Genomic DNA, 13,109 nt, shown 5'->3' with positions numbered 1-13,109 from the left:
ACCGCCGGTACGTCTGCTATTGCAAAGCGCGGACCCGCGATCCGCCTGCGGCACGGCGCGCGCGCATCGGCCGCCATGCGGTTTCCCGCCGCCTGCGGCCGAGATAGGTATCGAGCCCAATCTGGGCGCCGATCAGATAGTAGAGGAATGGCTGGAACGCGATTCCGACGAACGCGCCGCCGAGGAGATAGATGAGATGCCCGTTCTGCAAGGCACCGGCGAGGGGCGCAATCCACGCTTCCTTTTCGTCGGTGGAATGGCGGTAGCGACGGCGCAGCACTTCCATCCGGATCAGCCCGCCGATGTTGATCATCAGCCATAGCGCCAGCCCCGGCCACCCCTGTTCGCCAAGCATCTCGAAATAGCTGCTGTGATAAGCGCGCGCGGCATCGACCTGCAGCGTCTTGTCGACCGTCGCCTGCGCGCCGTGATCGATCACCTGCACGGTATCGTAACGAATCTGGTTCTGGAGATAGGCATTGAACCCGCCGCCGAACGGATGGTCCTTGACGTAGCTCAGCGTCCATTTCCACACCTGGATGCGTGTCGAGGCCGACGCGTCGGCCTGGTACGATTCGATCGTCCCCATCCGCTCGGTGAAGCTGTGCGGCAACAAGGGCACGGCAACAACCGTCGCCGCGGCCAGGGCGCCCAGATAGAGTATCCGCCGCTTCGTCTCGCGCAACATCAACACGGCGAGGAGGGCGATGCACAACAAGCCGGTGCGCGCCTGGGTGCCTACCGGAATCAGCAAACACGCGAAGCACAGGGCGTAGCAAAACGCCTTCACTCGCCAGTCAGGCGTGAAGATCGTGCCGAACTTACTAAACCACAGGATGACGGGAATCAGCGCGATCGCGACGGTGGAGATGATGCTGCCTTCGTAGAGACCCGAATTGTTGGTCACCATCAGGTTGAGCTCGCCATATCCGCCGCCGGAGAACAGCGTCTTGATCCCGCCGACGATGATGATCGAGGCGGCGGACAGGATCACGAACAGCAGCAGCGCCTCGATCCTGAGCCGCGTGCGCAGCGTCAGCGGCAGGAAGGCGGCGAAGGCCAAGCTTTTCCACACCCAGGACCATTTATCGAGCGCGCTGAGCGGAAAGTCGGCATGCAGCGTGGTGATTCCGCAATAGACCAGCAGCACGGCGATCAGGAATTGTCGCGGGGCGACCCGCACATCCTTCTTGTCGTCGAATATCGCCCAGCCGCCGACCGCGAGCACCACCGCAACCAGCGAGATCGGCACCGAGTTGAGCAACAGATAGGTCAGCCGCTGCGGCGAGACGATATCGATATAGACATAGGCCAGCACGAACAGGAACGGCTTGCGCAAGCCCAGTCCGAAGATCGCCAGCAGGAAGCCGATGAAGGCGAGATCACGCACCGATACCGCCCTTCGGCGTCGCCGGCGGTTCATGGTCGAGGTCACGACGGCGCATCAGCATGAAGGCGGCGAGCAGCATCAGCCCATGCGTCAGCCCGAGCGAAAAATTGTCGATCATGGCTGCCGCGCTCCTTGCTTGCTCGCGCCGCTCGAAGGCGCCAACGAATCCTAGGCGCGTTCAGGTTGATGCCGCGTTAAACAGAGTCGCGACAACCGATCGACGTCAGCCGCGGGGCCGTTAGATAATCCTTAGCGAACAATCATTACCGTCACCCGCGCCGAACCTGGGAATAGCGCCGAGCGGGGACATGATGACGTTAGTGCAGCCGGTTGTACCGGCGCGTGGCTATGCTGCCGAATTCGGGCCCGAAGACCGGCGCGCCACGCGGCGCGCGCTTGAACTCGCGGTGGTCATTCCGGTTCTCAACGAACGGGGCAACGTGCGCCCGATGCTCGATCGGCTCAATATCACGCTGGCGGGGTTGCAGCATGAGATCGTCTTCGTCGACGATGGCTCGACCGACGATACCGCCGCCGAGATCGAGGCGATCGCGCGCTATGATCGCCGCGTTCGGCTGGTTCGCCGCTATGGCCGGCGCGGCCTGTCTTCCGCGGTGATCGAAGGGATGTGCGCCTCGGTGGCGCGCGTCGTCGCGGTGATCGACGGCGATCTGCAGCACGATGAAACGATCCTGCCGCGCATGCTCGAGGCGATCCTGGAAGAGGGGCACGAAATGGCGATCGGCACGCGCTATGCCGATGGCGGCTCGGTCGGCGATTGGGATCGCGGCCGCGTGTCGATCAGCCGCTTCGCCACACGCCTCGCCGCGCCGATCATGAAGACCCCGATCAGCGACCCGATGAGCGGTTTTTTCGCGATCCGGCGTGATGTGCTGCTGGAGATCGTACCGAGGCTTTCCACCGTCGGTTACAAGCTGCTGCTCGATATTGTCGCTTCCGCGCCGCGCCGGCTGGATGCCGTCGAAATTCCGTATCGGTTCCGGACGCGCACCTCGGGCGAGAGCAAGCTCGATACGGCGGTGGTGCTCGAATATTTCGAACTGCTGCTGGAAAAGATGATCGGGCGCTGGATTCCGCCCAAGCTGATCCTGTTCGGCGCGATCGGCGCGGCTGGCGCGGTGGTACAGCTGGCAGTGCTGGGCCTTGCGCACAAGATCGCCGGCGTCGGCTTCGCTTATGCCGAGATCGTCGCGGTCGGCATGGCGATGCTGTTCAACTATACGCTCAACAACATCCTCACCTATCGCGATCGCCGCCTGATCGGGCTGCGCTGGGTGAAAGGCCTGATCTCCTTCATGCTGGTCTGCTCGTTCGGCGCGATCGCCAATGTCGGCATCGGTACGGTGCTCTACGGCCAGCACGGGGAAAGGTGGTGGCTGGCCGGCCTGCTGGGCATCGCCGTCGGCTCGGTATGGAATTACGTGGCAACCAAATGGCTCACGTGGCGCAGCCGGTGAGGCAGGGCGGCGCGCTCGCGCTGCTGATCGGCGCGGCATGCGGGCTGCTGGTCCAGATCGCGCATCTGACGGGTCATGTCTTCGTCAATCTCGATTTCGGGGTGCATTACGATTACGCCCGCGAATATGCGGCGGCGATGGCGGCCGGCGACCTTTGGCCGCGCTGGGCGATGCAGGCGCAAGCCGGATTGGGCGAGCCGGGCCTGCTTTATTATGCCCCGCTCTATTATGTGTTCACCGGGCTGGTCAGTCAGGTTGTCGGCAATGTCTGGGCAGCGATGCAGATCGTCGAGATCGCGGCAAGCGCGCTGCTCGGTTATTTCAGTTTCCGGCTGATCGCGCTCTACGTTCCGGGCCCGCGCGCGCTGCTGGCGCCCGTGCTGGCGTGCCTTTCGCCGATGCTGGTGATGCTTCACCTGGAATTCAACGGCTATCCCTGGGCTTGCGCGATCACGCCGCTTGCCGGCTATTGCTGGGCAATCCTGCGGCCGCGGGCGCGCGATATGCTGATCAATATCCCGGCGATCGCGGCGCTGGCGCTCACGGTGATGACGCACACGGTAACCGGGCTGATGGCGGTGATCGTCACGGCGCCGCTGGTGCTGTGCAGCCTGACCGGAAACCGCCGTTCGCCGCTGGACTGGCGTCGGCTCGCCGCGCCGGTCGTCACGATCGCCGGCGGCCTCGCCTTGTCGGCGGTCTATCTGTTTCCCGCCTTCACCTCGCAATCGATGATCGATTCGGCGGTCTGGCGAACGAGCTACACCCCTTTCGACGCCTTTTCGCTGCCCATAGTGACGGCATGGCGGTTCGGGATGCGCTGGGCCGCGTTTCAATGGCCGATCTCGCTCGTCATGATCGCCGCCGCCGTGCTTGGCGCCTGGCTGATCTGGCGGGAGCATGACGACAAGCTGCTGCCCCTCCGCTTGCCGATCAGCCTGATCGCCGGCGCCGCGATTGTCCTCAGCATCGAGCTTTCCTATCCGCTCTGGCTGATCGACAGCCCGTTGCGCGACGTCCAGTTCCCGCACCGTTTCCTGACGATCCTGACGCCGCTGCTGCCATTACTGGTGCTCGCGCCGAGCGGCAACCAGCGATGGTCGCGTCGCATCCTCTGGCTCCTCGCGCTGGCTGGCGTCGCGATGGCAGTTCTCACGCTTGCCAAAGCGACGATCGCCGAGGGCAAGCGCCCCGATCTCTCCGAAAGATCGTTGCCGACCTATAATGGGCTGGACGAATATCGCACCCGTTGGACGCCGCACCACGTCATGAGCCGCACGCTGGCCGAGCGCGGATCGGATTGCGTCAACGGCCGGCTATCGTGCGCGAAGCCCGGTCGCACCTCGTCGGGTATTGCGTGGCGCACTATCGCGTCGAAGCCGGGCCGATATAGGTTGCCGCTCTATTATTTCCCGGCGTGGCGCCTCACGATCGACGGACACCCCGTCGCGATCGATGCCGATCCCGCGACCGGTCTGGTCCGCGCCCAGCTGCCGGCAGGGCCATCCCTGCTCGATTTCTCCTGGCAGCCATTGCCGCAGGAACGGGCCGGGCTGGCGATCAGCGCGGCGATGCTGCTCGGCCTGATCCTCGTCGCGCTGGCGCGGTCAGCCCCCTTTCAGACACGCAGACGCGATATTCGCGACCTCGAACCGGTCCACCAGCGGCTTTAACGAAATGAACGCAAGCGATAACTCCATCGAACGGGACATGTCCGACGCGCCGTATCTCCGCCCGAGCAGCATCGCCCGCCGCTTCGGCACGAGCCGCGGCTTGGTTCGGCTGTTGCTGGCACACGCTCAAACCGCCGTCGGCACCGCCCAAATCGTGCGGCCGGAAACGGCGGCGGTTCGCCGGATGGTGTTCGTCTGCCAAGGCAACATCTGCCGAAGCGCCTTTGCCGAGGTGTTGGCGCACCGGCTTGGACTGGCCAGTTGCTCGTTCGGCCTGTCGGCGACTACTGGCGCCAGCCCGCCCCCGCCCGCGATCGCGGCCGCCGACGGACTGGGAATCGATCTCCGGCCGCACGGCGCGACGAGGTGGCAGGATTATACGCCGCGTGCGGGCGACTTGCTGCTTGCGATGGAGGTCCGGCAACTCGATCGGATCGCGGCCAACCCGGCACTGGCAGCGCTGCCGCGTTCGTTGCTCGGGCTGTGGGCGACACCACAGCGCCCGCACCTCCATGACCCCTATTCGTTGAGCGACGCCTATATGCGGACCTGCTTCGAAGTGATCGGCACCGCGGTGACGGCGCTCGAACAGGCCTTTCCCGGCGCGAAGCTCTAGCGGCGGCGCAACGCCTTGCGGGCAATGGACAGCGCATCGCGGCACAGCGGCCCCGGATCGCGGAGCGTCGCCACATAATAACACGTGCGCGGATCGAGCATGCCGCCGACATAGCCGAGCAGGTCACGCCATGGCGTCACCGCGAACATCGGATCGACGATCGCCGCTCGCCCAAACAGCACGCGCGCCAGCCGGCGCGTATCGGGCACCATGTAGCGCGCGCGCAGGCCCGCTCGCGGCGCCGGCGCGGGCTGATCGTCGCCGAGCACCGCGCGGCGATAAGCCTCCCACGCGAAGCGGGCACCACAATGCCACGCCAGCGGCAGGCTCCCCCAGAAGCGCCCGTTGACCTCCATCAGCCAATAAGCGCCGGTTCGTTCGTCATGGCGATATTCGACCATCGCGGGCCCCTGCCAGCCGATCGACTGCAGCAGCGCGATCGACCGCTCCATCTGGTCGGCGTGCCGATCGAGCGGCTCGGCCGCGCAAAAGGTCGACGTCCCGCCCTCGGGCGGCCATTCGCGCAAGCGACGATGCTGGAAGCGCAGCACCGCTTCGCCGCGGTCCATGAAGATCATCTGGCCGATGCCGACGCCGGGACAATAGGATTGGACCAGTGGCCATTGTCCGAGCGCCCGGTAACGGCGCATCATCGCCAGCAGCGCGTCGGCATCGTGCAGGAATTCCGCCTTGATGAAATCGAGCCCGGCCTGATCGAGCAACGATGTGACGGCCGGGGGATCGGCCCATTTGGCGACCACCGGATAGGCCAGCGATCGCGCCCGCGCCGCGAGATCGTCCTCGGGCATGGGCTGCCAGGTCGGCGGCGTATCGATGCCGATCGCGGCGGCGCGGCGCAGCGTCTCGGCCTTGTCGAGCACGATGCCCAGCGGCGCCGCGCGCGGCGTCAGGATCGCGCACCCATCGATCTCGGCAGGCAATACCGCGAGTTGCAAAAGGTCGTTTTCCGAAACCGCCAGCAGCGCGCGGGCCTGTGTTTCCGCAATCACGTCAGGCAGCCAGTCGCCGATCGGGCCGGCCGGCCGCTCGGTAAACCCGCGGCAATAACGCGACGCGCGCCCGATCGACCGGCGCGAGCCGATGGCGTGAACCGGCACGCCCTGCTCGCCAAGCTCGCGCATCACCGTCAAGCCGATCGGCGAATCGACGCCGAGCACGATCGCCGGGGGCAGGCTGCTCATGCCGGGCGCAAGCTGCGCTCGTAGCGCCACGTCGCCAGCACCTGCGCCACGACGCGCGCTGCCGTGCGCGCATAACTGTGGCGGGCCAACCCAAGCGGCTGTTCGGGAAGCATGGGCGGCAGATCGCGGAACCCTTCGGCCCGAAGCGCCGGCTGGGCCGCGATATGACGGCACAGCGCCTCGAAGCGGGCCATCACCGCGCGGTTGGGCCGCGATCGGTCGCGCGACAGCATCTCGAAACTGTGCGTGACGATCGTGAAACAGGGATGTGCGTTGCGCGCGGCATGGTCGAGCGCGGCGCGCATCTCGCGCGCCGACATCGCGCAGACCTGCGCCGGCCGGAAATGACCGGGGCGATCGAAGATGCCCGACACGGGAACCAGGCCGACGCTACCGCGCTGCTGCGGCGTGACCAAAGAGGGCAGCGCGGTGATCGTGCAGTCTCCGCCCAGATAGCCGGCATTGAAGCTCGTATCCCAGGCGATGCCGAGCCGATCGAGCGCGGCGATGGTGCGATCATCGGCGCCGTAATTTCCCGCCCGGAAGGCGATCGGCGCCGGTGCGCCCGCGCGCATCAGCACGTCGCGGGCATAGCCGATCAGGACAACCTGGTCCTCCAGCGAAAAATCGCCGATATTGCGCCCGCGGCGCTCACCGACCGGCGAATGGCGCGCCCATTCCAGCCACTCGGTGTGGATATGAAGCTGCACCTCGTGCCCGCGATCGACGATCGGGCCTACCATGTCGGCAATCAACGCGTCGCCATGCACCAGCGCCGGCATCGGATCGACGAAGAACACACCGCGCGCTCCGGCGGCGTCGAGCCGGTCGAGCAACCAGGGAACGCCGAAATCGCCTTGGCCGCACCGGCCGAGAAACGAGCTGCGAAAATTGTCGCCCACGCTCCAGCCGCGCCCCTGCCGCCCCGCGGACAATTCGGTATCGACGGTGATGAGCACGGCGGTAGACATGCAGCCGATCTAGCGCCGCCGGGTTGACAATCAGTTGATCGGAAACCGTCGCTGCGGCGCAAGCTGCACAGTTCGTCTCACCGGGGCAGACCATCGGCGCCCCGATGCGCACCAAAGCGAGGCGATCGGTCATCGGCCGATTCGATACTTACTCCGGCTTCAACCACTTGACTAATAACTCTACATATGTCGTCATAAAATCCGTCACTCAATCGCACCTGTGCCTGCCGACTTAGCGGCGGCGCCAACCAGGGGTTGCTTATGAACAAAGAAATGCCCCGGTCCGTCGTGTCGCAAGACGGGAGCGGGCCGGCGCGACAGGTGCGGCTGACGGTTGGCGTCGAACTCGGCGGCACCAAGACGATCGCGGTCGTTGGTCATGATCGCCAGATAGTCGATCGCCTCGTCGTACCGACAGCAGCGCCCGGAACGACGCTCGATGCCGTCGCGGCCCGACTGCGGACGTGGCGTGAGCAATACCGGCCGGATGCGATGGGCATTGCCAGCTTCGGCCCGATCGCGCTCGACGCACGTCATGGCAATCGAGGCGTGATGTTGCCGAACCCCAAGCCGGGCTGGTCGGGCGCCGATGTGCTCGGTCCGCTGCTGAAGGCCATGCCCGTCCCCACGACGGTGCATACCGACGTGACCGCCGCCGCCTTGGCCGAAGGGCGCTGGGGCGCCGCCGAAGGGCTCGACGATTTCGTCTATGTCACAGTCGGCACGGGCATCGGCATGGGAATCATCGCCAATGGCCGGCCGATCTCCGGACGGATGCATCCAGAAGCCGGCCATATCCGCATCCGGCGATCGATCGGGGACACATTCGCCGGGGTCTGCCCCTTTCCATGGCGATTGTCTGGAGGGCCTCGCCTCCGGCCCCGCGATCGCTGCCCGAGCGGGAGCGCCTGCGGAAACGCTCTCGCCGAACGATCCGGTCTGGGCGCCGGTCGCCGACGCTCTGGCCGAGGCCATGGCCAATCTGCTGCTTACCCTGTCGTGCGAGCGGATCGTGATCGGCGGCGGTGTCGGAGTCGGTCAGCCGCACCTGTTCGACAAGATCCGGGCCGGCACCGTGGCAAAGCTCGCGGGCTATCTTCCCGGCATGGACCGCCACGCTGTCGCCCGCACGATCGTGCCCGCCGCGCTGAGCAGCGACGCCGGCCCGCTTGGCGCGCTCCTCCTCGCGGACCAACACCCTTCCAACCGCCGCTAACCCAGTTTCGGCAGATAATGGTCGCCCCGCGCGATCGCCTTGAAAAGGCCACTCTCGCACCGAATGAGCAACACCCTTTCACCCTGCACGAAATGTTGATCCGCGCCGTCGGGCTCCAGCATGACGTAATGCGTCTGGCCGAAACGGTCGATCACCCTGCCGCGTGCGGGATTGCCCGGCGCGGCGGTGCCGATGACGATTTCCGCCTCGCGACCGGTCAGCGCCTGCACGTCGATCGCGGTCGTCTCGTCATGCGGCAGCACGCGGCTCAGCGGACGGCAGAGCGCACCGGTGGCGGGTAGCGTCAGCGCCGCAGAGCCCAGCGCCGCCGCCCACGCCGGCCACCGCACGCCGGCGAACGCCGCCAGGAGTTCCTGGCCAGTCAGGCCAATCACGGCAAACAGCACCAGCAAGATCATCAGCCACATCATGAACGGCACGCGGCCAACGCCGAACAGCGACAACAGCCCGGCATCGACAGCCAGATCGCCATCCGCGTGAACGTCGGCATCGAGATGCAGATGCGCGCCCAGTATGTCGGCCAGACCGACGAACTGCAGCAGGGCCAGCAGCATGACGACCGCAAGCGCCACCGCGAACGGCAGGTTTCCCGCATGAGTCAACAGGTCCAGCATCTTCGTCATTCCCTTGCTTGGAGCGAGCTACGATCGACTTCGCCCCGGCATTGTCCGGTTCGTCGGTTGGGGGTTGTATCGATGTTCCGATACAACCCCCGCCCTCCCCTCAGTCGGCGGCAGCCACCGTCTCCTCTTGCTCGGCCGGTGCTGACGCCGGCACGCGGTCGCCCACCAGCGCTTCGAGCGAGGCACCATTCAGGCCGAGCTCGTTCATCAGCCCGTCGATCAACGGCGCCTGCGCGCGATAGGCCAGAGCAGCGCTCACCGCATCATTGGCGAGGTTGCCCGATCCGCTGCCGGTTGCCTGCGCGCCGACCGTGCCGCCACCCTTCTGGGTCAGGCCGTCGACCTGCACGATCTTGATCGAATCGATCGCTTCCATCGGCCGCACGCTTTCGCGGACGACCTCGGGCAGAACCTGCAGCAACGCCATCTTCATCTGCAGCGACACCTGATCCGAAGACAGGATGTTCGCCGCTTCGTTGATCGCGCGCTGGCCGGCCGCCTCGACTTCCATGCGAACCCGCGCGGCGTCGGCGCGCAGCTTCTCGGCCTCGGCCTCGCCTTCCGCTTCGAGCCTCGCGGCTTCGGCGCGGTTGGATGCAGCTTCCTTTTCGGCCTCGGCCTCGACCTTGATGGCGATCGCTTGACGCTCGGCTTCCTTGGCGGCTTCGATCAGCTCAATCCTCTTCGCGCGTTCGGCGATTTCCGTATCGCGGCTGGTCGAGACCTGCTCCTCGGCGGCCACCGCCTTGGCGCGTGCCGCGTCGGCTTCCGCCTTGGCCTGGCTTTCTTCACGGCTCTTGTTCTGGATCGCGATCTGCTGCTCCTGCCTTGCCAGTTCGACCGCCTGCTGCTGCGCGATCCGGGCTTCCTGGACGGCGCGGTCAGCCTCGATCTGCTTGGCATCGACCAACTGCTTGGCCTGGATGCGGGCTTCCTCCGCCTCGCGGCCGCGCAACGCCTGCTCGCGGGCGACTTCCGCCGCCTGCTCGGCCCGGCGCATCTCCACCTCGCGCTCCTGCTCCAGACGGGCGAACTCATTGTCCCGCTGGATCTCGAGCGACTGCCGCTCGGCTTCCAGGTTCTTGGTCTCGATCTGGACGCGTGTTTCCTGCTCGATGTCGTTGCGGGTCTTCTTGCGCAGCTCGATCTGCTCGGTCAGCTTGGTCAGGCCTTCGGCATCGAACGCGTTGTTCGCGTTGAAATGCTCGATCGAAGTCTGGTCGAGGCCGGTCAGCGAGACCGACTCCAGTTCAAGACCGTTCATCGCCAGATCCGACGATGACACCTGCTGCACCTTCTGCACGAAGTCGGCGCGCTGCTCGTGAAGCTGGTTCATCGACATGCCCGCTGCGACCGATCGCAGCGCGTCGACGAACTTGCCTTCGACCAGATCCTTCAGCGCCTCGGGGTGCATCGTACGCGCGCCGAGCGTCTGCGCGGCCATGGCAATGGCCCCCGCATCGGGACGAACCCGGACATAGAACTCCGCCTTCACGTCGATCCGCAACCGGTCGAGCGTGATCAGCGCATCGTTGTTCTTGCGCTCCACGGCCAGGCGCACGGTGTTCATGTTCACCGACATCGTCTCGTGGAAGATCGGCAACACCAGCGCGCCGCCGTTCATCACGACCTTCTCCCCGCCGATGCCGGTGCGCACGAAGGCGATTTCCTTGCTCGCGCGATGGTACAGCCGCGCCAGCATAATGCCGAACGCGATCAGCAGGATAACGAAGCCGACGGCGATTACGCCGATGCCCATCAGGCCATTGAAAAGGCCACCCATTGTCTTTCTCCTTTTTGGGATGCCGCGGACGGCACCATGCCCCGCATTATTTGGATTTCATCCCAGCTCAGCCGTGCTTTGCCGCGCAGCTCAACAGAAATGACGTTCCGACACACGCCAGCCGCTGCACCACGACGCGCGCAGTATTTTCCACGAGCCAAAGACAGACCCATGACAGCATAGCGATGATGAAAGTTGATCCGCGACCGGACAGGTCGAGCGAATAGCGCGGATAACAAGAGCAGCTAAGCCCCGTCACCCCGTCGGATGATCAGTGACTTCGCCTTTTTGCCGAACGGGCGAACATCATGATATCTCCTCGAACAAGGCGTTTGCGGAGAGCATGATTGCCGCCGCTCGACTTGGCCTCGCCTGTTGGGAAATTGATAGCCGAATCAACGAATGCTGCCTAGCAAAACCGGATTTTTGCGAGTCGATTGCAGAAAGCGCGATTCCGCTAGCGAGGGCGCGATCGGTCCGCATCTCAGCCCCTTTCCGTACCGTTGCGCCCCGATCGGCTAAGCTTCCACAAAGCCGGCCAACAGCGCGCGCGCCACTTCGTGCGCATCGGCGGCGAGTGCTTCGTCGGAAAGCTCGCCCGCCGTCCAGAAGGAAAGCACTCCGCGAAAGCCAAATGCGAGCTGCCGCGGTAACACGCGCAACGCCTGATCGCGCCGCGCTTCGATCAGGCCCTCGCCCGCCCCGATCGCCGCGGCCCACAGGGCCGTCGAATGCGACAGAACATGTCCGGCGGGCGCGCTCTGTGTTCCGATCCAGCCCATCACCGTTCGATTCACCGCGGGCTCCTCGATCATCACGCCGGCGCCGACATCGATGGCAAGCAGCACGCGATCGGCAGCCGCCGCCAGCCGCGGCGCCTCGCCAAACCGTTCGATCATGGTGTCGATGCGCCGCCCGGAGAGCGCGCGCATGATCTCCGCCTTGCTGCCGAACTGGTTGAAGGGCGTCGCGAAACTGACTCCCGCTTCGGCGGCGAGATCGCGCATCGAAAACGCGGCATTGCCGTCGCGAAGCAATCGCTCGGCAGCATCCAGCACGTGCTGGCGCAGTTTCTCGCCTCGGATTCCGGGGGACGACGCGGAACTCTTGTTGATGGTCATCGGATATCTATATCACGATATAGTTACGTTGATACTCCGGAGATACACTATGGCTGTCACCAACCCCAAAACCTTCCTCATCACCGGCGTCAGCTCGGGTCTCGGGCGCGCTTTTGCCGCCGGCGCGCTGGAGGCAGGCCACCGGGTGATCGGGACCGTGCGGCGCGATGCCGACGCGACCACTTTCGCGGCGCTGGCAGCCGATCGTGCGAATCCGCTCAAGCTCGACGTGACGGATTTCGAGGCAATCCCCAGTGCGGTGCGCGAGGCCGAGCACATGGCGGGGCCGATCGACGTGCTGGTCAACAATGCCGGCTACGGCCATGAGGGCGTGCTGGAGGAATCCTCGATGGACGATCTCCAGCGCCAGTTTGCCGCCAACGTGTTCGGCCCGGTCGCGATGGTGAAGGCGGTGCTGCCGGGCATGCGCGAGCGGCGGCGCGGCCATATCGTCAACGTCACCTCGATGGGCGGCTTCATCACCATGCCGGGGATCAGCTTCTATTGCGGCAGCAAGTTCGCTCTCGAAGGCATTTCCGAAGCACTCGGCAAGGAGGTTGCGGGGTTCGGCATCCGCGTGACCACGCTCGCGCCGGGCCAATTCCGCACCGATTGGGCAGGACGATCGATGGATCGCACCGCACGCAGCATTGCGGATTATGATGCGGTGATGGACCCGATCCGCGCCGCGCGGCAGGCCAAGAGCGGCCGTCAACCGGGCGATCCGGCGAAGGCTGCCAGGGCGCTGCTGGCGCTCGTCGATGCCCCCAACCCGCCGGCGCGGCTGTTGCTGGGCGAGGACGCGCTGGGTCTCGTCGAACAGAAGCTGGATGGCATGAAGTCGGAAATGGCAGCCTGGGAGCCGCTGTCGCGATCGACCGGGTTCGCGTCCTGACCCGCAACACGCGAGGCGGCGCACGAAAAAATCGACAGCGCCGGTGACCGCAAGGCGCGCATGCCTTCATCCCTCACAGGGTAATGGAAACCGCTACGACATGCTCGCCACGCAGCCACA

General features: G+C 65.5%; 12 protein-coding genes and 1 pseudogene. 6 read left to right on the top strand and 7 right to left on the bottom strand.

Going from position 1 to position 13,109, the window contains the following annotated elements; genetic code table 11:
* Positions 1 to 16: 16 nt before the first annotated feature.
* Positions 17 to 1,390 (bottom strand): putative O-glycosylation ligase, exosortase A system-associated, encoded by a 1,374-nt coding sequence (locus K7G81_RS04355; protein WP_223029555.1) that lies wholly within the window; start codon positions 1,388 to 1,390, stop codon positions 17 to 19.
* Positions 1,383 to 1,508 (bottom strand): hypothetical protein, encoded by a 126-nt coding sequence (locus tag K7G81_RS17700; RefSeq protein ID WP_255586608.1) that lies wholly within the window; start codon positions 1,506 to 1,508, stop codon positions 1,383 to 1,385. Before K7G81_RS17700 ends, K7G81_RS04355 begins: the two co-directional genes overlap by 8 nt.
* 190 nt (positions 1,509 to 1,698) lie before the next feature.
* Between K7G81_RS17700 and K7G81_RS04350 the strand changes: the two genes are divergently transcribed.
* Genes K7G81_RS04350 through K7G81_RS04340 form a run of 3 tightly spaced genes read left to right on the top strand, consistent with a single transcriptional unit; the run spans position 1,699 to position 5,157 of the window.
* A complete protein-coding gene (locus K7G81_RS04350) occupies positions 1,699 to 2,868 on the top strand; it encodes a glycosyltransferase family 2 protein (RefSeq protein ID WP_255586607.1) in 1,170 nt (389 codons plus the stop codon).
* Positions 2,844 to 4,541, top strand: coding sequence for a putative glycosyltransferase family protein (locus K7G81_RS04345; RefSeq protein WP_223029554.1), 1,698 nt, complete (start codon positions 2,844 to 2,846; stop codon positions 4,539 to 4,541). The genes K7G81_RS04350 and K7G81_RS04345 overlap by 25 nt, the downstream gene beginning before the upstream one ends.
* 37 nt (positions 4,542 to 4,578) lie before the next feature.
* Positions 4,579 to 5,157: an arsenate reductase/protein-tyrosine-phosphatase family protein gene (locus K7G81_RS04340; protein ID WP_223029553.1), complete on the top strand. Its 579-nt coding sequence runs from the start codon at positions 4,579 to 4,581 to the stop codon at positions 5,155 to 5,157.
* Here the strand turns inward: K7G81_RS04340 and K7G81_RS04335 are convergent.
* Together K7G81_RS04335 and K7G81_RS04330 are read right to left on the bottom strand one after the other, a co-directional pair.
* A complete protein-coding gene (locus K7G81_RS04335) occupies positions 5,154 to 6,359 on the bottom strand; it encodes a carboxylate--amine ligase (RefSeq protein ID WP_223029552.1) in 1,206 nt (401 codons plus the stop codon). The two genes, K7G81_RS04340 and K7G81_RS04335, sit on opposite strands and share 4 nt — an antisense overlap.
* Entirely contained in the window at positions 6,356 to 7,330 is a 975-nt protein-coding gene (locus tag K7G81_RS04330) for a polysaccharide deacetylase family protein (RefSeq protein ID WP_223029551.1), read from the bottom strand. The genes K7G81_RS04335 and K7G81_RS04330 overlap by 4 nt, the downstream gene beginning before the upstream one ends.
* Before the next feature lie 261 nt (positions 7,331 to 7,591).
* Here K7G81_RS04330 and K7G81_RS17975 point away from each other — a divergent pair.
* Both K7G81_RS17975 and K7G81_RS17970 read left to right on the top strand, forming a co-directional pair.
* Positions 7,592 to 8,113: pseudogene (locus tag K7G81_RS17975) on the top strand (ROK family protein); the annotation flags it as partial.
* Positions 8,040 to 8,546 (top strand): ROK family protein, encoded by a 507-nt coding sequence (locus K7G81_RS17970; protein ID WP_369412033.1) that lies wholly within the window; start codon positions 8,040 to 8,042, stop codon positions 8,544 to 8,546. The pseudogene K7G81_RS17975 and the gene K7G81_RS17970, both read left to right, overlap by 74 nt.
* Here the strand turns inward: K7G81_RS17970 and K7G81_RS04320 are convergent.
* The 3 genes from K7G81_RS04320 to K7G81_RS04310 form a co-directional block, all read right to left on the bottom strand.
* Positions 8,543 to 9,190, bottom strand: coding sequence for an OB-fold-containig protein (locus K7G81_RS04320; protein WP_223029550.1), 648 nt, complete (start codon positions 9,188 to 9,190; stop codon positions 8,543 to 8,545). The genes K7G81_RS17970 and K7G81_RS04320 overlap by 4 nt on opposite strands.
* 100 nt (positions 9,191 to 9,290) lie before the next feature.
* Entirely contained in the window at positions 9,291 to 10,949 is a 1,659-nt protein-coding gene (locus K7G81_RS04315; RefSeq protein WP_439649532.1) for a flotillin family protein, read from the bottom strand.
* A 542-nt stretch (positions 10,950 to 11,491) separates the two neighbouring features.
* Positions 11,492 to 12,094: a TetR/AcrR family transcriptional regulator gene (locus K7G81_RS04310; RefSeq protein WP_223029548.1), complete on the bottom strand. Its 603-nt coding sequence runs from the start codon at positions 12,092 to 12,094 to the stop codon at positions 11,492 to 11,494.
* A 49-nt stretch (positions 12,095 to 12,143) separates the two neighbouring features.
* Here K7G81_RS04310 and K7G81_RS04305 point away from each other — a divergent pair, with 49 nt between their 5' ends.
* Positions 12,144 to 12,989 (top strand): oxidoreductase, encoded by an 846-nt coding sequence (locus K7G81_RS04305; protein ID WP_223029547.1) that lies wholly within the window; start codon positions 12,144 to 12,146, stop codon positions 12,987 to 12,989.
* The last annotated feature ends 120 nt before the right edge of the window (positions 12,990 to 13,109 follow it).

Origin of the sequence: Hephaestia mangrovi (assembly GCF_019880555.1) — a bacterium.
In the GTDB taxonomy this organism is placed as follows: Bacteria; Pseudomonadota; Alphaproteobacteria; order Sphingomonadales; family Sphingomonadaceae; genus Sphingomonas; species Sphingomonas mangrovi.
Note: the sequence above shows the minus strand (reverse complement) of the source record. Positions and strands in the feature narration are given on the sequence as shown.